This is a genomic window from Vagococcus sp. WN80Y, assembly GCF_059621045.1.
Genome location: NZ_JCAQHY010000169.1, coordinates 12,715 through 32,281, shown reverse-complemented (window position 1 = coordinate 32,281; position 19,567 = coordinate 12,715). Strand labels below are relative to the sequence as shown.

Here is a 19,567-nt window from a genome sequence, read left to right as displayed (position 1 = left end):
CTAATGTGCTAAAAGACTTTATTAAACAGAACCTCTTGTTTGCCATTTCATTGTTGTCACACTCAATAAATCAATCAACAAGAAAAACACGAATCCAATACCACTTAACATTAATATAGCACCATACATCATCGGATAATCCATACGGGTCCACGCATCCATAATAAAGTAACCCATTCCATACTTAGTGCCGTAGTTTTCTGTAAAAAATAAAACCGAAATAGCTGTCCCTAAGGAAATACGACTCGTACTGAGGACCGCAGAAAAACTTGCTGGCAACGTAATTTCTTTGAATTTTTGCCAAGAGCTTGCTTGCATACATTGATAAATATCATAAAGATGCTCCGGTATTCCTTGCACAGCATCACGGACTGATAAAACAACTTGTGGGAAAACAATCAAAATAATTAAGGTGATTTTGGATAGTTCTCCTAAACCAAATAACAACATAATCATTGGCAAAAGAGCCAATTTAGGAATCGGATACGTCAAGTAAATAATTGGATCTAATAAATTATTCCAGTTCTTTGACCGCCCCATCAGTAGCCCCAATGCTGAACCACTGATGAGGGCCAAACTCATTCCAATAAAGATTCGTCGTAAGCTGACAATAATATGCCAACCAAGCTGTTGCTCAAATAGGCTACCGAATGCTTGATAGACGGTTACTGGACTCGGTAGAATCGATTTATTAACCCATAGACTTGCGAAAAACCAGACTAGATGAATGACTAGCAAAGCAAACATAATACCGATTATCCGCTTTTTTAAACGACTCATTTACCTGCCAACTCCTTCCGCAACCCTCTGACTTCCTCATAAAAGCGCTGATTCTCTCTTAAATCAAGCAACGCTCCTTCAGATTGAGCCAAAGGATTATCAACAACTTTTAGAATTTCTCCTGGTTGACCTGCCATTAGAATTATTTTTTGACCGAGTAGTACCGCTTCTTCAATGTCATGTGTGATAAATAACGTGGTCTTTGGCTGTTGTAACCAAGTCTCACGAAATAATTCCTGAGCTCTTTCACGAGTGAAGGCATCGAGGGCCGAGAACGGTTCATCCATCAATAGGAAATCAGCCTTAATAGCAAAAGCTCTGGTAATTGACACCCGTTGCTGTTGTCCACCACTCATCTCATTAGGATAGGCATTTTTCAATTCACTAATCGCCATTGCACTAAACAACTTATCAATCATTTCTATTTGTTCAGCCGATAACTTGGCTTTTTTTTGACTAATCTTAACAGCACTTGTCACAGCCTGCCATGCTGTCTGCCAAGGGAGTAAGCCATAATTTTGTGGAACTAATCCTATCAATTGTTGACTCGCCTCGTAAGTATCTCCTGCTAATTGCACAGAGCCATGGCTAATTTCCTGCAGCCCAGCAACCACTCGAAGTAACGTCGATTTCCCTGTCCCAGATGGTCCCAAAATCGTGTAGATCGTCCCAGGCTCTAATGAGAGGTTCAACCGATTGAGAATAAGTTGTTCACCAGCTACAACACTGACCTCTTTAAATATTAAGGACTTATTTAAAATAGACATCACTAATAACTTCTTCCGCTTTTATTTCCTGCTTCAATAGACCTTCTTTAGTTGCCCAAGCAAATGCTGAGTCAACATCAGAAACTTTGACCTGCTCTATTTTGCCATAATCAGGTACCTCAATTTGCTCTTTTAACGTTTCTGGAAAACCAACATCAGCAATGAATAAATCAATATATTCAGACTTATCTGTGTTTTTAAAGTAATCTGCTGCTTGGTTATACGCGTCAAACATGCCACGAATTGCTTCCCCTTGCTTATTAACACAATCCGTTGTAAAGGCAATTGCAAATGGATTAATGCCAATATCTCGAGTTGATTGAACCACGTGCATCTGATTAGCTTTAGCCATCGTCACAAACGGTTCAGGTAAAATCGCTCCTGCTGCTTTCTTATTAGTCAATAACTCTAGACGTGCTGGGACTTGTGGGACTTCATTAACTTCAATGTCCGCCATTGTTAAATTCGCTTTTTCAAGCATACTATCCACCGCATAAGCCGTTCCCGTTCGCGTTGAAAAAACAACATTCTTCCCTTTTAAATCGGCAACTGTTTTGACTGAATCATCACCCGATACTAAATCAAATTGATCGTAAGGTGCTGCCACTACCTTAACATCAAAATCCGCTTGACGGTAAATCGCAACAGCAACCAAATCCGTAATCACGCCATCTAACTTGCCTGCCTGAAAAGCAGCATCGCGATCATTCGCACTTTTAAATACCTCTAACTCAAGCTTGACACCATGCTCTTTAGCATAGCCTTCCTTTTCAGCAATCAAAAAAGGAATATTATCCGTCGAAGGCATAACTCCTAAGCGCAAGACAGTCTCCTCAGTTCCACTTTCTTTCGTTGAACTTTCTTTTTTCTCCTCTGGTGCACATCCAGTCAAACCTAAAGTAACCGCCAGAACAATGACTAAACTACCCAACCATTTTTTCACGTATCAAAACCTCTTTCTAAATTTTATCGCGCTAATAATTCCTTCGTCTCTCATTGTAATTGATTTTAACAAAAAGTAACAGCCTCTCTGTTCTTATTCAATCATCATTCCTTCCATCGGTCGTGGACGTCGACGTTTCCCTCGATCAATCAATAAGTAAAGTTGTATCATCAAGAACCACTCATTACTCTTTTGGTAGGAAATATAACGAGGCTCCCAATCCGTTGCAAATTCAGCTTTAAAACTGCGTACATCCTGAAAATTTGAAACGGCTGAACTATAAGTATAAAAAGCGTTGACTACCCGTTCTTTTATAAATGAAGTCTCTGCTTCGCCAACATTTGCCAACGGAGCCAATCCTAAATCAAAAAATTCTCCGCCTTTTCCTTGGTACAAATCAATCACATTAGAAACCATAAACACACCTAAATCTGTAGGTGCCGATGTTTTATACCGCATCAAATCATACCCCAACTCAATTGAGCCATTGATTGGCTTCAATGAAACAAACGCAACAACTTCTCGGTGCTCACTGTAGACAACCCCAACAGGAGCTTGATTTAGATACTCTCGCTTGAAGCGCCCATTTGAAAAGTAACGTTCACCATTTAACTTAACCCAACTATCCGATACTTTTTCTAGTTCAACAAGTAATTCATTTGAAAGAGGTGGCTCATACAGCTTAAACTGATAGCCTTGTCCTTCTAAACGTTTAGTCTCCGTCCGATTAACCGCAATTGTTTGTTTCTCACTCGCAGATCTTAATCTTATTTTCCCCTCTTCACCTAGTTTCATAAAATCAAACCCTAAGTCATGTAATAAGAGTGAAAAATCGGCCGTTATTCCATAAAATACGAGCTGGTAACCTAAACGATCTGCGTAATGAATAAAAGCAACGCTGGCTTGTTTAAAATAACTCTTCTCTCCAACTGGATCCCCCAACACAAACAACTTGCTTCCCTGTAACTCAAAAGTAAACATCACTTTATCCCAATTATCCTCACGAAAATAGAAATTACGCTTATCTTTCAAATACAGTAAATGACTATAGTTAGTCCCGCCATAGCGCTCTATCAGCCAGCTTATGCGACTTTCATCAAAGTACAAACCAGCTCGCTCAGAGGAACCCAAGTAATGGTAGAGCAAAACAATAGTAACAGCCGCAAGAATTAGACCAGCTAAGCCTTGAAGCCAGACAGTTTCTGATGGAAAAAGTAAAAAATTAGATGGAACCTCACCATGCTCTAGGCGATTAGTCGAATAAAAACCAACAACTGAGTACAGAATGAAAAGAGCGCCATAAAGCACACCATCAAAAACCAGTGATTCCCATGAAAAAACTAACTGCTTACGGTAAAATTCCTTTCTCGACCAATAGATACAGATAATCAGGAATAAATAGAAAATGATTAAACTCCATGAAACGGTTCTTGAAACAGTGTTTAAGATACAAAAAGCTAAAACAAGAATCGTTGGCAGATACGCCTTTCTCACTCGATTGGCCACCCCCCTAGCTAACCCAATCAGTAGGAAGCCAATCATCATGTTTAATGTTTGATCTAAAAAATCAAAGGAAAATGGCAATAACTTACGGAAAACCTGACTCAAATTAGATAAATTAGGCACAGTTGATAAGAGAACCATTGTTATGCCCGCAAAATAGACCATACAAACCAAGACAAAATGAGCCGTTTTCTGAGCAAATACTTTTGGTAAATCATCAAAAAATTGATTAATTTTAGCACTCGTCTGATGTAAAAATGACACTAGACCTGTTAGGAATGGGACTATGTAATAGAAAATTCGGTAGTAAAGTAGCCAAGCAACTGCTACTTCTTTTGGCAAACCGACTTGTCCCAATCCAACAATCATCAAAACATCAAACGTACCCATCCCTCCTGGAACCATTGAAATCATGCCAATAAAGGTTGCCGCTATAAACAATGGATATACCTGAAATACATCAACTGAAACAGACAGCAGTTGACCAATTAGTAGAAAGGCCCCTAAAGCACCTGCCCACTGCCCAAAGGAACCCAAATAAAGCTTCAAGACACGTTTCAGTGGAAAATCTGCAAATAATCGCTGGCGTCGTAAACGCGTAAATAGAAACAATCCTGGTGCATATAAACTACCCGCTAATAACCAAATCCAGTAACTGCGATACGGATTATCTGGTCGAATAAAAAAAACATCAATGAATGTCACTGCACATAATAGAGACAAACCAGACAGCATAAAAATAGCGACCTTCGACACAGTTGTAACGACTTTCTTTGTTTCAACCTCTTGACCATAAAATCTTGCTCTTAAAGTTGCGCCTATCACCCCACCAAATCCAGCTAAATTATTCAGTGTATTAGTCGTCCATGCAGAGGTAAAAAGCGTATTCCGTGGCAAATGAGGCTTGCCATTTTCTTCTAAAATCTCAACTGTCACCCAATCATAGAGTAGCATTGGTAAGACCGCAACCAGACCAATTATCGTCATTAACAGCAAGGTTTGTTTACGCTGAGAAGCTAAAACGGCCTTTAAATCCTCCCAGGTCATCCCTTGCAAAATCGAGGTCATCTGATTGACCACAAATAACAACACAGAAAAAAGGAAAATAATCTTTAACCAATTAGCGTGTTTTCGAACCCAATTACTCAATGTTCTTATTGATTCTCTCATCTATTCTCACTCCTGTTAAAACAATCCATTAAAAGGCCACACTTGGCACAACTAATCACTTTATATTTTACCACACATCCCGCTAACACACGCAAACAACCCTATCGGTTTTGTTTGCACTCTGATAGAGATACGAGTAAGATAAGAAGTATCTCTAACTTGAAAGAAGGAATCTTCATGAAATTAGGCTTTATCGGCGCTGGCAATATGGCCACAGCTATTATTAAAGGGTTATTAGCAAGTAACTACTTGCCTCAGACTGACCTCTACATCTCTACTTCTAATTTCGCCCATAGCCAAGCAATAGCGGAAACATCAGGTATCAATGCGAGCCAGTCTAATACAGACTTAATAGCAGCAGTTGATGTGGTTGTAATTGCAGTTAAACCACATATCGCACCAATTATTTTACACGAACAGCGAGAACAATTAACGAAAAAGCAGCCTCTCCTTATTTCAATTGCAGCTGGCTTATCTTTAGACAACCTACAAGAACTAACTCATCCAAACCAAAAAATTGTCAGAGTGATGCCCAATATGAATATCGCAATTGGCCAAAGTGTCTCTGCTATTTGTCATAACCAAGCTACATCTGACGCGGAATTAGCTGAGGTTGTCAACCTATTCAACGTAGTTGGTTCTAGCTATATTATTGAAGAAAAGGATTTTCGTAATTTTACCTCTTTAGCGGGATGCTCACCTGCCTACACTTATCTTTATATTGATGCCATGTCGCGCTCTGGTGTTAAGAATGGGTTACCTAAAAAACTCGCCACCAAAATTGCAGCTGAAGCAGTTAAAGGTAGTGCCCAAATGGTCCTAGATTCCGCTGAGAGTCCATGGGACTTAATCGATCAAGTCTGTTCTCCAGGTGGGACAACTGTAGCCGGTTTAGTTGCTTTGGAAGAAGAGCATTTTATGGCAACTGTCATCAAAGGTCTAGAAGCAACTATTAAACGCGACCAAGAATTAGAACATTAACAAAAAAAAGCGATTCTGAACCGTCAAATTCAGAATCACTTTTTTGACATTTACTAAAGAAAATAAACGAGGAAACACTGATAAATCGCTGTTGCAAGAAATACTTGCTACCTTTTTCGCGATAAATTTAGTAAGGTAAATTCAGTAAGACATATTAACTAATGCTTCTATAACTTTGTAGTAGCAATCTTGGTAGGTCTTCAACTAAGGGAGGAAACTATGACAATTGGTAAAAAATTACAAGCTCGAAGGAAAGAATTAAACCTAACCCAAGAAGATGCCGCTCAACAATTGCATGTGTCGCGACAAGCCATTTCCAATTGGGAAAACAGTAAAAATTATCCCGATCTTGAAACGATTATTGTCATTAGTGATGTTTATCAAATTTCCTTAGACACTTTACTGAAAGGGGATAAATTAATCGTGAAAGAAATCAAAAAGAACATCCATGTAAGTATCATTAAGAGAGGGATTGCTTTTCTCGGTTTATTAAGTATTATGATCTGCTTAATTATCGATTTGGCTATCTCACATCGCCTAACCTGGTCACTAATTCCTACTATCAGTCTAATAGCTTTAGGGATAATTTGGCTAAGCTATGACAAAACAACTAAACAACGACTAGTCAAAGCAAGCATTTGTTTCAGTTTATTGTTAATTCCCTATCTATGGCTACTAGAAAAAATAGTGATTACTAATCACTATTTGAGGAACGAATGGTTTTTAGCCCCCGCCTTGCCAATCAGTCTATTATGGCTAAGCATTGTTTGGTTAGTCATTATTATCCACCTTAAAACTGCTTGGAACTGGTGCTACTCGCTTGCCTTATTGAGCCTAATTTCTATTGGTGGCAGTTATATCATGACCCTGATTCTAGGAGACTCTGATTCTTTCTTAACTATCATTACTACCACTATTTCTGCTGGAACATTTTCACTTATTTTCTTTTTCCTAGGCAACTATCTTTCTCGCACAACTCAATCTAATTAACTGGCTCCCCTACTGATTTTATCTTTCCTATCAATCAGTAGGGGTTAAGTCATTTTTAGGATTATCTTCCCCATAGAACCTCTTTGTTCTATGACCTTATCTTGAGCTTCCTGAGCCTCTGACAGTTTGAATGTCTGATCAATGACAGGTCTCACCCCTTGACTAAGGGCAGCCACTAAACGGTAATCGTTTTGTTTCTTTTGAGACGCTGTCATATTCATCAACATCATGCCACTAATTTGAATGTCTTGATTCATAATCAACCGCGGATTTATTTCTATTTCACCACGATTCCCCACAACAATAATCTTTCCCTGTAGCGCCATCAGTTTGAGGTCTTTTTGAAGATTGACATTAGCCAACATTTCAATAATCACGTTCACTCCCAGTCCGCCAGTGACTGCCATCGCATCTGCCAAATAATGCTCTGCATGATGATTGAGTACCACATCTGCTCCTAATCTTTTCAACAGTTCTAGTCCTTTTTCGCTTCCTGCAGTCGCAATTACGACTGCACCTAGTTGTTTTGCCAACTGAACGACAAGACTTCCAACTCCACCAGATGCCCCATGAACTAAAATAATATCCCCCGGTTGACAATTCGCCTTTTGAAAAAGAGCTTGAATTGCCGTTAAGCCGCTCGAGCCAATCGCTGCCCCCTCCTCAAAAGAAAGTGTCTCTGGTAAGGCGTACACACATCCCATATCGCACACTACCTTCTCTGCATAAGTACCCGTTCCATATCCCATTAAGGTTGAAACATACACACGATCGCCAACTTGATACTCCGTCACATCCTGTCCAATCTCATCAATAATTCCTGCTCCATCACTACCTGGTATGTATGGAAGAGTGGGAAGATTTTTATACGCCCCAGCACGGATGTAAGTTTCAACTGGATTGATCCCCGTCGCATATAAACGAACTCTCACTTGATTCTGCTTTGGCTTTGGTTCTGGTATATCTGTATAAGTTAAAACCTCTGACTTTCCAAACTCTGACACTACAATTGCTTTCATTAATTACCTCTCCTTCTCTTCGTTCTACACACAGTACCTATAGTTACAATTTTATACCTATAAAAGACTATCGTCAATTTCCCTACTGTATATAAAAAACAAAATTGTTTTTATTTTCTTTTAATATTTTTATCAAATTTTAGCAAAATCAAGTAAAAAATACCTATTCCAATACGCTTTAACTAAGGTTGATCCGCCAAATTTAAAATACTCCCTCCACTCATCACTCATTAATTTTTGTGAAAAAAGACAGAACCCTTTGAAATTACCATGTAAATCAGCGACAATAATGATGCCTTACCTCACAGAAAAGGAGATTGAAAAATTATGTACTACCTCTCCATGGCCAGCCGAGATATTCGGGTTAACCTTGCAACTGAAGACTATTTATTAAGTAAATGGAATAAACCTGAACCACTTATTTTATTCTATATCCAAGAACCCTCTATTATCATTGGGAAAAATCAAGATTATTATGCTGAGCTCAATTTACCTTACGTCCTAAAACATCAAATCACGGTCACCCGACGCTTATCTGGAGGTGGCGCAGTTTATGATGATTTAGGAAATCTTAGCTTTAGTATTGTCACTCAAAAGGGAGCTCACTTTGGTCAATTCAAAGAACTAACTTATCCTATTTTGACTGCCCTTCACCAACTTGGTGCTACTGGTGCTAGCCTAACAGGTCGCAATGATTTAGTTATTGATGGCCGAAAATTTTCTGGCAATGCCATGTATCAAAGTGGTCAGAAACTTTTTTGTCACGGAACACTGATGTACAATGTTGATTTAGCAGTACTTCCTAAGGCCTTGACCGTCTCACCAGAAAAATTACGTACCAATAAGGTACAATCTGTTCGTAGTAGAGTAACTAATCTAAAACCCTACTTATCACAAGAGTATCAGCATTTAACCACGGAAGAATTTAGAGATAAATTGATTTGTCAGATGTATGGTGTCGACACACTATCAGACATCCAAACCAGTCTCTACTCGCTAACCGCTGATGAAAAGCAAGCGATCAACAAGCTAGTCGAGGACAAATACGCCAATCAACAATGGATCCAAGGACATACTCAACATTCACAGATTAGCCGCAAACGGCGATTCCCTATAGGAACTATTGAAGTTCGATTTGATTTAAGTGAAACTCATCTACAAAATGTGAATGTCTATGGTGACTTTTTCAATCAAGCCGATGTTTCAGAACTTGAAGATGCATTAAATCAAATTAACTATAGCTTTACTTCTATCATGAGCGCACTAAATCCATTCAACTTAGCTCATTACTTTGGGTCAATTACAGCGACCGAACTCGCACAATTAATTTTAAAGGATGACACTGATGATTAAACTGGAAGGCATCACAAAATACTACAAGCAAGAGCAGCATTCAAAAAAAGCTTTATCCAACATTTCATTAGAAATACCGACTAACGACTGTTTTGGCATAGTTGGGCCTAGTGGATCAGGAAAATCAACACTTTTGCGGTTAATTAACCAACTAGAGCAAGCTGACAGCGGTAAACTTTATTTAGATGGGCTTGATATTGCCACCTTATCTCCTAGAGAACAACGACTCAATCGACAAAACATAGGGATGATTTTTCAACAGTTTAATCTACTCAATAATAAGACCGTCTATGATAATGTGGCACTCCCGCTTAATCTACAAGGAAAAGAAAATCGGCAAATAATTAATGACATGATGGATTTCGTCAAAATAAACGACCTTGCTCAGCAATACCCACAACAATTAAGCGGCGGTCAAAAGCAACGAGTGGCGATTGCTCGGGCCCTCTCATTTACGCCATCGATTCTTCTTTGTGACGAGCCAACCTCCGCGCTTGATGAACAACATACAGAGGAAATAAGTCAGCTATTGAAACGAGTTCAACAAACCTTTCAAACGACTTTGGTGATTGTTAGTCACGAATTTTCAGTCATCCGTCACTTATGTCAACAAGCCGCGATTTTAGAGCAAGGAGTCTTGCTTGATGTTATTAAAGTGGCAGAACCAACCATTGAATCTAGCTACAACAATTATTACGATCGAGCACTGGAGAGTCTAAGCCAATGAACCTTTTTTTAGAACGACTTACTTATTACCAACCAGAAATGACCAAGGCACTCTGGGAAACAGGCTACATGCTGATTGTTTCGACTCTAGCCGCAATTATTTTTGGGCTGCCACTAGGTACCTATCTCTTTCTTACGGGTAAGCGAGGCATTTCAGCCAATCGCTTCTTATCAATCAGCCTAAACAGCTATGTAAATATTGTGCGATCATTTCCTTTTCTGCTGTTTGTGATTGCTCTAATCCCTTTCACTCGCTGGCTTATTGGAACATCATTCGGAACCTATACTGCAACTTTACCGCTTAGTTTGGTCGCAATTGCTATATACGGGCGCTTAGTTGAACAAGTTTTGCTCGATATCCCCAGCGATACAATTGAGCTCGCTCACTCCCTCGGCGCTACTAAAAAACAGCTAATCAGTCAGTTTTTATATGTCGAAGCTCGCTCTGGTTTAATCCTTAGCTTAACCTCCTTAATGATCAGCATGGTTTCATATTCGACTGTCATGGGAGTGATTGGCGGAGGAGGAATTGGCGATTTTGCCATTCGTTATGGCTATCAACGATACGAATACGATGTTATGTACACCACCATCATTATTATGATTACAAGTGTCATGCTCATTCAGCTACTCGGCACGACCATCGCAAAAAAAATAGATAAACGAAAAAAATAGGAGCGTGTCAATTATGAAAAAGAAACTTATTTTGTTAGGATTACTCAGCTTGTTTACCGTAGGATTAGTCGCTTGTGGAAGCAATAGCCCCACTGCAAAAGAAGCTAAAGCTGAAAAAAAAGTAGTCAAAATCGCCGCACACTTACCCTCAATGGTTGATATAATTAAGATTGCGACCCCAGTTATGGAAAAAGATGGCTACACCTTGGAGCTTGTCCAGGTCAATGATAATATTCAATACAATGAGTTATTAAAAACAAAAGAGGTTAATGCAAACTTCGCCCAACATGAACCCTTTATGGAAAAATTCAACGATGAGCGTCAAGCAAATCTTGTTGCGGTTCAAAAAATTTACGATGCAAAAGTTGGTTTCTATTCGAAGCAAGCTAAATCAATCGCAGATATTCCCAATGGTTCAAAGGTCGCTTTACCAAGTGATGTCTCTAATGAGGGACGCGCTTTAGCCATCTTAGCAGATGCCGGCTTAATCAAATTAAAAGACGGTGTCGGATTTGAAGGAACTCTAAAGGACATTGAAGAAAACCCTAAGAATCTCGAATGGTTATCAGTTGATTTGTTGAATCTTTCAGAAGCGTACGATGAAGCGGATGTTAGTCTTGTTTATAACTACCCTGCTTATATTGCCAAAATCGGTTTAACACCAGCAGACGCTTTAATCTTAGAGAAAAAAATTGATCAACACTTTGCTATTAGTCTTGTCGCACGTGAAGATAATCAAGATTCACCTGAAATTACAGCTTTAAAAAAAGCCATGACCAGCCCTGAAGTCAAACAATACTTAGAAGATGAGCACGGTGACACTACTGTTCCAGCATTCTAAAAAAGGTCGCAAGTTATGTTAACTTGCGACCTTTTATTCTCATTATAAACCTGGTTCACGACCTAATTTTGCAGTTAACATCCAAACTTGTTTTTCAACAATTCCTTTAAAATTGATAAACATGTCTTCTGTCACATTGTCACCTTCTTCACTCGCTACATCAATTCCCTCAGCATAAAGAGAAGCTAGATAACGGTAACCATCAACCAAACGTTCCATCCGTTCAGGAATTGATTTTTCGTATGTTCCTGTTTCATCGCTTAATTTAGTGTTTTCTGCAAATTCACTCAATGTTGAAAAAGGAGCCCCACCAATTGTAATTAAACGTTCTGCAACTTCATCTAATTGATCGTTAATCCCATCCATAAAAGTATCCATTTGTGGATGTAATGTTAGAAAATCATTCCCACGCATGTACCAATGTGTTTGATGAATAATCACTGAAAATTGACTTAAATCGGCCACCAATTGATTCAAAACTTCTTTAGTTTTTGCGCCTGCAACTTTTGCTTCTTTCGTATAACTCATCCTAATAGTCCTCCTTCAATAGACAATCTACATGGTATTACTCATGCAATACCTTACTACTTCATGGTATAGCTTTCTCAATAAAATAGCAACTCTTCTGCATATAACTGAGAGCTTTTCTCAGTTATATACACAAATTAAAACTGAGCAATGAATCAAGTAAATAAGAAGGATTACTTAGTCGATAAGCCATCATGGATCTTAGTTAAATTCCATTCCATCATTTTATAATAACTGTCACCATCTTCTCCCTTTTTAGCAAGTGAATCTGTAAAAATCCGCTCATAAATCGGAATTCCTGTTTCATTTGAGACACTTTCCATACTCCGGCGATCCACACTCGTCTCAACAAACAAACTTGGAACCTGTGTTGTTTTAATTTTATCAATGATCTGACTCATTTGATCAGGTGTTCCTTGACTCTCAGTATTGATTTCCCAGATGTAAGCTGCTTCTAACCCATAAGCTTTGGAAAAATACTTAAACGCCCCTTCACTCGTCACAAGTAACGCTTTTTCTTTAGGAATCGAACTAAACTCTTTTTTGCCTTTAGTATCCAGCTCTTTTAACTCTTCGATATATAGTTCTGCATTCTTTTTAAAAGACGCAGCATTTTCTGCATCTTTAGTTGACAAAGCTCGCTCAATATTCTCCACGTATTTAATCCCATTAGCTATGTCTAACCACGCATGAGGATCTTGCTCTGACTCTTTTCCATTGCCAGTCAAGTATAAGGGAGTGACGTTCTTACTCACCACAAAATAATCCTCTTCCGACTTTTTATGGGAGGTTTCCATCAATTTTGAAAACCAACCATTTCCACCTGTTTCAAGATTCAGTCCATTGTAAAAAATAAGATCGGCTTCAGTTGATTTGGCAATATCTTCAGGTAAAGGCTCATATTCATGAGGATCTGTTCCAACTGGCACAATGCTATGAACTTCTATTTTATCGCCTCCAACAATTTGTGCCATATCAGCTAAAATAGAGTTTGTTGCTACCACTTTTAGCTTATCCGATTCCGTCTTGTTTGTTGATACGTTCCCACAGGCACCAAGCATACTTATAGCAAATAGACCCATGACTAATAATTTAATTTTTTTCATCTATCATAACCTCTTTCCGATTAAATACAATTCCTTGTTTGGGAGAAAATACGAAAGCAAGACTAAAGAAAACCGCCGCAGTCAAAACAATCGCTGCTCCTGATGCAACATTAAAGCTGTAACTGAAGAACAAGCCAATCACTGAACAAACAGTGCTCAATACAGACGAAATGACGATCATATGTGATAGCTTGTTAGTCAATAGAAATGCCGTTGCGGCTGGAGTTATTAATAAAGCAACCACTAATACAGTCCCAATAGTTTGTAAAGCAGTCACCGCAACTAGCGTTAGGCCAAACATCAAGCCATAATGAATCACATTAACATTAAGGCCATATGCTTGAGCCATTGTTGGGTCAAAAGAACTTACTAACAATTCTTTGTAAAAGACGATGACAAATACAAAAACAATTACTGCTACAATTGCTGTGATAATAATGTCACTTTGTCTAACTGCCAAAACATTCCCAAATAAAATATGATACAAGTCTGTTGAGCTCTTTGCCAAAGAAATTAGAATAATTCCTAGAGCAAAAAATGAGCTAAAAACAATGCCTATCGCCGTATCACTTTTCAATTGACTCTTTTGAGTAACAAAACCAATTAGCATCGCAGCAATTAGACCAAAAACAGATGCCCCTATAATAAAATTAGCGCCAACCATATAGGAAATCGCTACCCCTGGTAAAACAGCATGAGAGATAGCGTCTCCCATTAGCGACATGCCTCTCAAAACAATAAAACTGCCTATTACACCAGATATTAGCCCCACAATAATACACGTTATTAAAGCATTTTGTAAAAACTGATACTTAATCAATCCATCAATAAAATTGGCAATCATTACTCTCTCACTCCTTTTATCACAATATCTCCCATAGTGCTACCATACGCCTTTTGAATATTCTCAGTTGTAAAGGTCTCAGTAACAGGTCCGTAACTGATGAGTTGTTTATTCATAATAATCAACTCATCAAAATACTCAGTCACTTTGTGTAGGTCATGATGAACAATAACTACCATTTTCCCTGCTATTTTTAGCCTCTTTAGTACATCTACAATGACTTTTTCACTCGTCATATCAATCCCAACAAAAGGTTCATCTAAAAAAATAATCGCAGCATCTTGAGCTAAAGCTCTAGCAATGAATACCCGTTGCAATTGTCCACCTGATAATTCACCAATTTGTCGTTTACAAAACTCGTCCATTTTAACTAATTTTAAGCAATCCAACACCTTATCCTTATCAGCTTTTTTAGGTCGTCTAAACAATCCAAGCTTAGGATATGTTCCCAGTAATACCACTTCTTCGACCGTAATTGGAAAGGTCAAATCTATTGCACTACGCTGTTCTACATAAGCAATATGCTTTCTCGCTTCCCTAATCATCACTTCTCCAATGGTCGTGTTGCCACCAGTTGTTTTTACTAAACCAACCATCCCTTTCAATAGAGTAGACTTTCCTGCACCATTCGGCCCAATAATTCCTGTGATAGCTCCTGGCCTAATCTCTAAAGTAATATCCTCAATAGCCTTCTTCCCCTGATAAGATACGCTCAATTGATTGACTTGTATAGTTTTATCGCTAAATTGATCAGCGGTAGCTAAAGTTATTTTTTCATAAACTTCCATTTTGATTCCTCCTATTTTAGGTAACCCTAAATTAATTATAAGTCTACCAGAATTATATGATTAGGTCAAATTAATTATCATTTTAACAACAACTTAATCTGATGCAACAAAAAAAGACCCCCTTCACGATTTTGAAGGGAGACACTTTGGTTATTAATCGTAAACATATTTAACGACTGCTTTTTAACTCTATTTCATTTCAACTACAAAACGACCTAAACAGCCTTCATTCAAAAACATCTCGACTTGATCCTCATCAAGTAACGAACCAACCCCAGCAGGAGTTCCAGTAAAAATAACATCTCCGGCCTTTAAATCAAATTGTTCCCAGCAACTAGCGAGCAACTCTTCTAATTTAAAAATCATCAAACTAGTCGTTCCTGTCTGAACAACCTGATCGTTTATTTTCAATTGGAACATCGTTGCATCAAAGTCCTCTAAACTACTATACGGCACACTTTCAGTCAATATCGCACTATTTTTAAACCCTTTAGACCGCAACCAAGGTAATCCTTTATTTTTCAACTCACTTTGAATCTCTCTTAAAGTCAGATCAAGCCCCAGAGCCACCGATCCAATCAAATGATTCAAAGATTGATTAGGAACATAATCAGCCTTCATTTGGACAACCAACTCTACCTCATAATGAACATCTCCACGATTTTCTGGCACAATCACGCGTTCATTATTTTCCGTAAAAATCACACTATGAGTCGGTTTCATAAACCAGACTGGTTCCTTTGGTCGCTGATTATGTAATTCATCAATATGAGCCTGATAATTCCGTCCAACACAAAATACATTCCCTATTGCCTCCATCCAAACCACTCCCTTTTATTTATTACTTTAGAAAAAAGAGACTGCGACATTTATCTGTCACAGTCTCCTCGTCTCAAACTATTTATATTGAGACGAACGTTTCTGTTGCCCCAACTTGATTAACACGACTAAGCGTATTTACTCAAAATAGAGGTCAATTGTTCTTTACGATGAACCCCCACTAAAGTTTCAACAACTTCTCCGTCCTTTTTAACAAGTAATGTTGGAATACTTTGAATCCCAAACTGAGCAGCCGTTGCCGGATTTTCATCAACATCCATCTTAGCAAATGTCACATCAGACATTTCGCTTGCTAATTCATCAATAATTGGTCCTTGCATCCGACATGGTCCGCACCAAGGCGCCCAAAAATCCACTAGAACAACCCCACTGTTCGTGTCAGTTGCAAAGCTATTATCTGTTACTGTTTTTACCATAATTCTTTTCCTCCTATTTTGAAAAGCATTCTAAACTCACTGTGCGGTAGCAACAGGGGGCCTACCGAGTAAGTCAACCATATATCAACTGAATAACTCTCTTTACACTATTGATTATAACAAAGGTTTTTTAATTTCTCTAATAATTGGATTGATGATTCCTATCATCATTTAAATTGAACAATAGTGGCGCCACTTCCGCCTTGGTTATGAGGTGCTAGCTCAAACTTCTTAACACTTCGGTGATTTCTTAAATAATCAGTAATCCCTGTTCTAAGCGCACCCGTTCCCTTACCATGAACAATTGTTACTTGCGAATACCCTGCCAAGATAGCTGCATCAAGATACTGGTCTACCTCTTGCAGTGCATCTTCGTATCGACGTCCTCGTAGATCTAGCTGAGTGGAAACACGTGGACCACCCGTATTTCTTACAGTTGCTATCGTTTTTTGAGGTACCTCTTTCTCAGGTTCAACTAAAGTCATTCCATCTTCATTGACATTCATTTTCAAAATGCCAAGTTGAACTTGCCACTCTTTATTGCCAACCTTCTCTAACAAAGTACCTCGTTGGCCAAAAGCTTGAACAAGCACATCATCACCAGCTTGAAATGTCTTCTTTTCTTTTGCTTTCTGTAAGACTTTATTTTTCTTTAAATGACCTTCATCTTGATACAGCTCAGAGATCTTCGTCCGAGCAGCAATTAATTCATGCTCTTTAACCCCTGTATTGCCACCTGTTAATTGCAATTTGCGAATATCAGCAATAATTCCTTCCGCTTTCTCTTCGGCTTCTTTAACTAGCTCATTGGCCTTTTGTTTAGCAGCTGCTAATTCCTTCTCACGCTCTTCAAAGAAATAGCCGTAAGCATTTTGTAATTCTTGATGCAATCGCTCTGCTTCTTCAACATAATGACGAACTTCTAAATATTCAGTCTCTGCCATTTTACGACGATTTTCTAAATCCGCAATCATTTCATTTAAATCTTGACTCTCACCATCAATTATCTGCTTGGCCTCATCAATCACACTCGTATCCAGTCCTAATCGTTTGGATATTTCAAAAGCATTGCTTCTACCAGGTACACCAATCAATAATTTATATGTTGGGCTTAAAGTATCGACATCGAACTCCATGCTTGCATTAACCGTCCCAGACCGATTATAACCATACACTTTCAGTTCTGGGTAATGTGTCGTTGCCATCACATAAGCGCTCTTCGCCCCCACATGATCCAAGATAGAGATGGCTAAGGCCGCTCCTTCTTGAGGGTCTGTTCCCGCTCCCAACTCATCAAATAGAACCAGACTGTCACTATCAATCTTCGTTAAAATATCGACAATATTCGTCATGTGAGATGAGAAGGTACTCAGGTTCTGCTCAATTGACTGCTCATCACCGATATCAGCGTAGATACCAGTGAAGACGGCAATCGTACTTCCTTCTGCCGCTGTAATCGGTAACCCCGCTTGCCCCATCAATTGTAGTAGTCCCAATGTTTTTAAGGTAATTGTTTTCCCACCAGTGTTCGGTCCAGTAATTAGTACCGCTTGATACTCTCTACCAATCGATATATCATTTGCTACCACTTTATCAATTGGGATTAACGGATGGCGCGCCAAATGCAAGTGAACCTCTTTCTCCAAGCTTAATTTCGGCACAACCGCTTCATAGTTTTTACCAAACTCTGCCTTTGCTTCTATGAAATCCAACTTGCCTAAAACATAAGCATTATGTAAAATCTCCTGACGATATGGAGCTAACTCATTAGACAATTCGGCCAAGATACGTTCAATTTCTCTCCGCTCAGCAATCTGATGTTGACGCAGTTTGTTGTTTAATTCAACGACTTGTTTCGGCTCGACAAACACCGTCTGACCAGAAGCACTTTGATCATGCACCACTCCACCAAATACACTACGATACTCAGATTTCACAGGAATAACATAACGATCATTCCGCATGGTAACCAGTGCATCACTCAAATATTTAGCATTTTTACCGCGAATCAAACTATCAAGTTGCTCGCGAATACTTTGTTCATTTCGTCTAATTTGTGAGCGAATCGCTTTCAGCTCTGGAGATGCTTCATCCGTTAAACGACCGTCTTCCTCCACCGATTCACGAATTCGTCGTGATAAACTAGGGATTGTGACCATTTGTTCCGCCCATTCATATAATCGATGTAGCTCGATTTCAGCATCTGCTAAATCTTCAAAAAAACGAGTCAATTCTGAAGTCGTTTGCAAGACTCTGCCAACTTGAGCAATCTCTACGCCATTTAACATTGCCCCAATTTCTATTCGTTTCATGTGTGGTCGAATGTTTTCTAATTTTGGGATCGGAATCCCGCCACGCAAACGCAACACCTTAGCGCCATCTTCAGTTTCCAATAGCCATCCAGCGATTGTTTCTCTGTCGCTAACCGGTTCTAGTCCCAGAACTTCTTCTTGCCCCAATGCTGTTCGAGTTAATTCTTTTAACAGAGCTTTAATTTTTTCAAACTCTAACGTCTTTAATATCTTTTGATTCATTTTTTCACATCCATTTCTTATATGAGATACTATAATTTATCAAAACCTAGCACTCACGATTATTATAACAAAAGCAGCCTACTCTCAAGTTATCAGTCGGATATAGACATTACTTCTGTTACTCCTAATCGATTTTAGAGGGTGAGGCAAAAGTAAGTTTCACTTTCATCTCACCCTCTTACTATTTTCCTACCGTATTGATCCACCAAATAACCACTTGATTAGAAAAATAAGGCGTACGTTCTACCATAAAACGAGCAATCCCACTGCCTCTAAATAAATTTTGAATAAAATCCACAGGAATCATTGCCAAGACAGATAAAGCAAAGAAAATCCCCAAATAGACAATCACAAAGCTTAGAATTCCACCACCAAGCGTGTTAGCTTGCTTTACCAATGGAAAGAAAGTCAAATTGTGACATAGAATACCAATAAAACGAGTCCCTAACCAGCCTACAAATAGAATTAATAGAAACGCTAGACCCGCATAAAAAGCATTATCCAGTTTGAATAAACTATTCCCTTCAAAAAAGACTAGTTTACTATCTGCTGTAGGCGCTGGGTAAGGAACAATCAACTCTATTTTTTTAGCCAGAACCAGATAATATTTTTTTGCCATAGCAAGTGAAATAACATAACCCACTGTTAAAATGAGTTGCATCACAAGACCACGTCGAGCACCTGTGTAAAATGCGATGGCTAGTGCAATGATAATGACTAATGTTAGCATATATTTAACCTTTTCCTTTTTAAGTCTTTGTTA

General features: G+C 38.7%; 19 protein-coding genes. 6 read left to right on the top strand and 13 right to left on the bottom strand.

Going from position 1 to position 19,567, the window contains the following annotated elements; all coding sequences use genetic code 11:
- Positions 1–21: 21 nt before the first annotated feature.
- The 4 genes from AC5KOD_RS17375 to mprF all read right to left on the bottom strand — a co-directional run bounded on the left by AC5KOD_RS17375 (position 22) and on the right by mprF (position 5,163).
- Positions 22–780 carry an ABC transporter permease gene (locus AC5KOD_RS17375; protein ID WP_496915850.1) on the bottom strand — a complete coding sequence of 253 codons (759 nt, stop codon included), beginning with the start codon at positions 778–780 and terminating at the stop codon, positions 22–24.
- Positions 777–1,547 carry an ABC transporter ATP-binding protein gene (locus tag AC5KOD_RS17370; protein ID WP_496915849.1) on the bottom strand — a complete coding sequence of 257 codons (771 nt, stop codon included), beginning with the start codon at positions 1,545–1,547 and terminating at the stop codon, positions 777–779. The genes AC5KOD_RS17375 and AC5KOD_RS17370 overlap by 4 nt, the downstream gene beginning before the upstream one ends.
- A complete protein-coding gene (locus AC5KOD_RS17365; protein WP_496915848.1) occupies positions 1,531–2,490 on the bottom strand; it encodes an ABC transporter substrate-binding protein in 960 nt (319 codons plus the stop codon). The genes AC5KOD_RS17370 and AC5KOD_RS17365 overlap by 17 nt, the downstream gene beginning before the upstream one ends.
- Positions 2,491–2,583: 93 nt before the next feature.
- Positions 2,584–5,163: a bifunctional lysylphosphatidylglycerol flippase/synthetase MprF gene (mprF, locus tag AC5KOD_RS17360; RefSeq protein ID WP_496915847.1), complete on the bottom strand. Its 2,580-nt coding sequence runs from the start codon at positions 5,161–5,163 to the stop codon at positions 2,584–2,586.
- A 177-nt stretch (positions 5,164–5,340) separates the two neighbouring features.
- Here mprF and proC point away from each other — a divergent pair, with 177 nt between their 5' ends.
- Both proC and AC5KOD_RS17350 read left to right on the top strand, forming a co-directional pair.
- On the top strand, positions 5,341–6,144 hold the full coding sequence (gene proC / locus AC5KOD_RS17355; protein WP_496915846.1) for a pyrroline-5-carboxylate reductase: 804 nt from the start codon (positions 5,341–5,343) through the stop codon (positions 6,142–6,144).
- 219 nt (positions 6,145–6,363) lie between these two features.
- Positions 6,364–7,134, top strand: a complete 771-nt coding sequence (locus AC5KOD_RS17350) for a helix-turn-helix domain-containing protein (RefSeq protein WP_496915845.1) — start codon at positions 6,364–6,366, stop codon at positions 7,132–7,134.
- A gap of 44 nt (positions 7,135–7,178) precedes the next feature.
- Here the strand turns inward: AC5KOD_RS17350 and AC5KOD_RS17345 are convergent, their stop codons facing one another.
- Positions 7,179–8,153, bottom strand: a complete 975-nt coding sequence (locus tag AC5KOD_RS17345) for an NADPH:quinone reductase (protein WP_496915844.1) — start codon at positions 8,151–8,153, stop codon at positions 7,179–7,181.
- 327 nt (positions 8,154–8,480) lie between these two features.
- On the opposite strand from AC5KOD_RS17345, the gene lplA reads away from it, so the two are divergent.
- The 4 genes from lplA to AC5KOD_RS17325 are packed head-to-tail and all read left to right on the top strand — an operon-like array spanning position 8,481 to position 11,748.
- Entirely contained in the window at positions 8,481–9,506 is a 1,026-nt protein-coding gene (lplA, locus tag AC5KOD_RS17340) for a lipoate--protein ligase (RefSeq protein ID WP_496915843.1), read from the top strand.
- Entirely contained in the window at positions 9,499–10,233 is a 735-nt protein-coding gene (locus tag AC5KOD_RS17335; RefSeq protein ID WP_496915842.1) for a methionine ABC transporter ATP-binding protein, read from the top strand. The genes lplA and AC5KOD_RS17335 overlap by 8 nt, the downstream gene beginning before the upstream one ends.
- A complete protein-coding gene (locus tag AC5KOD_RS17330; RefSeq protein WP_496915841.1) occupies positions 10,230–10,907 on the top strand; it encodes a methionine ABC transporter permease in 678 nt (225 codons plus the stop codon). Before AC5KOD_RS17335 ends, AC5KOD_RS17330 begins: the two co-directional genes overlap by 4 nt.
- Before the next feature lie 13 nt (positions 10,908–10,920).
- Entirely contained in the window at positions 10,921–11,748 is an 828-nt protein-coding gene (locus tag AC5KOD_RS17325; RefSeq protein ID WP_496915840.1) for a MetQ/NlpA family ABC transporter substrate-binding protein, read from the top strand.
- 42 nt (positions 11,749–11,790) lie between these two features.
- On the opposite strand, the gene AC5KOD_RS17320 is transcribed toward AC5KOD_RS17325, so the two are convergent.
- From AC5KOD_RS17320 to AC5KOD_RS17285, 8 genes are all read right to left on the bottom strand, one after another.
- Positions 11,791–12,276 carry a Dps family protein gene (locus AC5KOD_RS17320; RefSeq protein WP_496915839.1) on the bottom strand — a complete coding sequence of 162 codons (486 nt, stop codon included), beginning with the start codon at positions 12,274–12,276 and terminating at the stop codon, positions 11,791–11,793.
- 173 nt (positions 12,277–12,449) lie between these two features.
- Complete coding sequence (gene efaA, locus AC5KOD_RS17315) at positions 12,450–13,382, bottom strand: Mn/Fe ABC transporter substrate-binding lipoprotein EfaA (protein ID WP_496915838.1); 933 nt, start codon at positions 13,380–13,382, stop codon at positions 12,450–12,452.
- On the bottom strand, positions 13,369–14,226 hold the full coding sequence (locus AC5KOD_RS17310; protein WP_496915837.1) for a metal ABC transporter permease: 858 nt from the start codon (positions 14,224–14,226) through the stop codon (positions 13,369–13,371). The genes efaA and AC5KOD_RS17310 overlap by 14 nt, the downstream gene beginning before the upstream one ends.
- Positions 14,226–15,014, bottom strand: a complete 789-nt coding sequence (locus tag AC5KOD_RS17305; RefSeq protein ID WP_496915836.1) for a metal ABC transporter ATP-binding protein — start codon at positions 15,012–15,014, stop codon at positions 14,226–14,228. The genes AC5KOD_RS17310 and AC5KOD_RS17305 overlap by 1 nt, the downstream gene beginning before the upstream one ends.
- Before the next feature lie 189 nt (positions 15,015–15,203).
- Positions 15,204–15,833, bottom strand: a complete 630-nt coding sequence (locus AC5KOD_RS17300; protein WP_496915835.1) for a fumarylacetoacetate hydrolase family protein — start codon at positions 15,831–15,833, stop codon at positions 15,204–15,206.
- Between the two features lie 128 nt (positions 15,834–15,961).
- On the bottom strand, positions 15,962–16,270 hold the full coding sequence (trxA, locus tag AC5KOD_RS17295) for a thioredoxin (protein ID WP_496915834.1): 309 nt from the start codon (positions 16,268–16,270) through the stop codon (positions 15,962–15,964).
- A 167-nt stretch (positions 16,271–16,437) separates the two neighbouring features.
- Entirely contained in the window at positions 16,438–18,804 is a 2,367-nt protein-coding gene (locus tag AC5KOD_RS17290) for an endonuclease MutS2 (protein WP_496915833.1), read from the bottom strand.
- Positions 18,805–18,985: 181 nt separating this feature from the next.
- Positions 18,986–19,534 (bottom strand): CvpA family protein, encoded by a 549-nt coding sequence (locus AC5KOD_RS17285; protein WP_496915832.1) that lies wholly within the window; start codon positions 19,532–19,534, stop codon positions 18,986–18,988.
- Positions 19,535–19,567: the final 33 nt, after the last annotated feature.

Bases quoted from the DNA above. Each gene is read 5' to 3' on its own strand.
- AC5KOD_RS17375 (WP_496915850.1), bottom strand. From the start codon at position 780: ATGAGTCGTTTAAAAAAGCGGATAATCGGTATTATGTTTGCTTTGCTA.
- AC5KOD_RS17370 (WP_496915849.1), bottom strand. From the start codon at position 1,547: ATGTCTATTTTAAATAAGTCCTTAATATTTAAAGAGGTCAGTGTTGTA.
- mprF (WP_496915847.1), bottom strand. From the start codon at position 5,163: ATGAGAGAATCAATAAGAACATTGAGTAATTGGGTTCGAAAACACGCT.
- proC (WP_496915846.1), top strand. From the start codon at position 5,341: ATGAAATTAGGCTTTATCGGCGCTGGCAATATGGCCACAGCTATTATT.
- AC5KOD_RS17350 (WP_496915845.1), top strand. From the start codon at position 6,364: ATGACAATTGGTAAAAAATTACAAGCTCGAAGGAAAGAATTAAACCTA.
- AC5KOD_RS17345 (WP_496915844.1), bottom strand. From the start codon at position 8,153: ATGAAAGCAATTGTAGTGTCAGAGTTTGGAAAGTCAGAGGTTTTAACT.
- lplA (WP_496915843.1), top strand. From the start codon at position 8,481: ATGTACTACCTCTCCATGGCCAGCCGAGATATTCGGGTTAACCTTGCA.
- AC5KOD_RS17335 (WP_496915842.1), top strand. From the start codon at position 9,499: ATGATTAAACTGGAAGGCATCACAAAATACTACAAGCAAGAGCAGCAT.
- AC5KOD_RS17330 (WP_496915841.1), top strand. From the start codon at position 10,230: ATGAACCTTTTTTTAGAACGACTTACTTATTACCAACCAGAAATGACC.
- AC5KOD_RS17325 (WP_496915840.1), top strand. From the start codon at position 10,921: ATGAAAAAGAAACTTATTTTGTTAGGATTACTCAGCTTGTTTACCGTA.
- AC5KOD_RS17320 (WP_496915839.1), bottom strand. From the start codon at position 12,276: ATGAGTTATACGAAAGAAGCAAAAGTTGCAGGCGCAAAAACTAAAGAA.
- efaA (WP_496915838.1), bottom strand. From the start codon at position 13,382: ATGAAAAAAATTAAATTATTAGTCATGGGTCTATTTGCTATAAGTATG.
- AC5KOD_RS17310 (WP_496915837.1), bottom strand. From the start codon at position 14,226: ATGATTGCCAATTTTATTGATGGATTGATTAAGTATCAGTTTTTACAA.
- AC5KOD_RS17305 (WP_496915836.1), bottom strand. From the start codon at position 15,014: ATGGAAGTTTATGAAAAAATAACTTTAGCTACCGCTGATCAATTTAGC.
- AC5KOD_RS17300 (WP_496915835.1), bottom strand. From the start codon at position 15,833: ATGGAGGCAATAGGGAATGTATTTTGTGTTGGACGGAATTATCAGGCT.
- trxA (WP_496915834.1), bottom strand. From the start codon at position 16,270: ATGGTAAAAACAGTAACAGATAATAGCTTTGCAACTGACACGAACAGT.
- AC5KOD_RS17290 (WP_496915833.1), bottom strand. From the start codon at position 18,804: ATGAATCAAAAGATATTAAAGACGTTAGAGTTTGAAAAAATTAAAGCT.
- AC5KOD_RS17285 (WP_496915832.1), bottom strand. From the start codon at position 19,534: ATGCTAACATTAGTCATTATCATTGCACTAGCCATCGCATTTTACACA.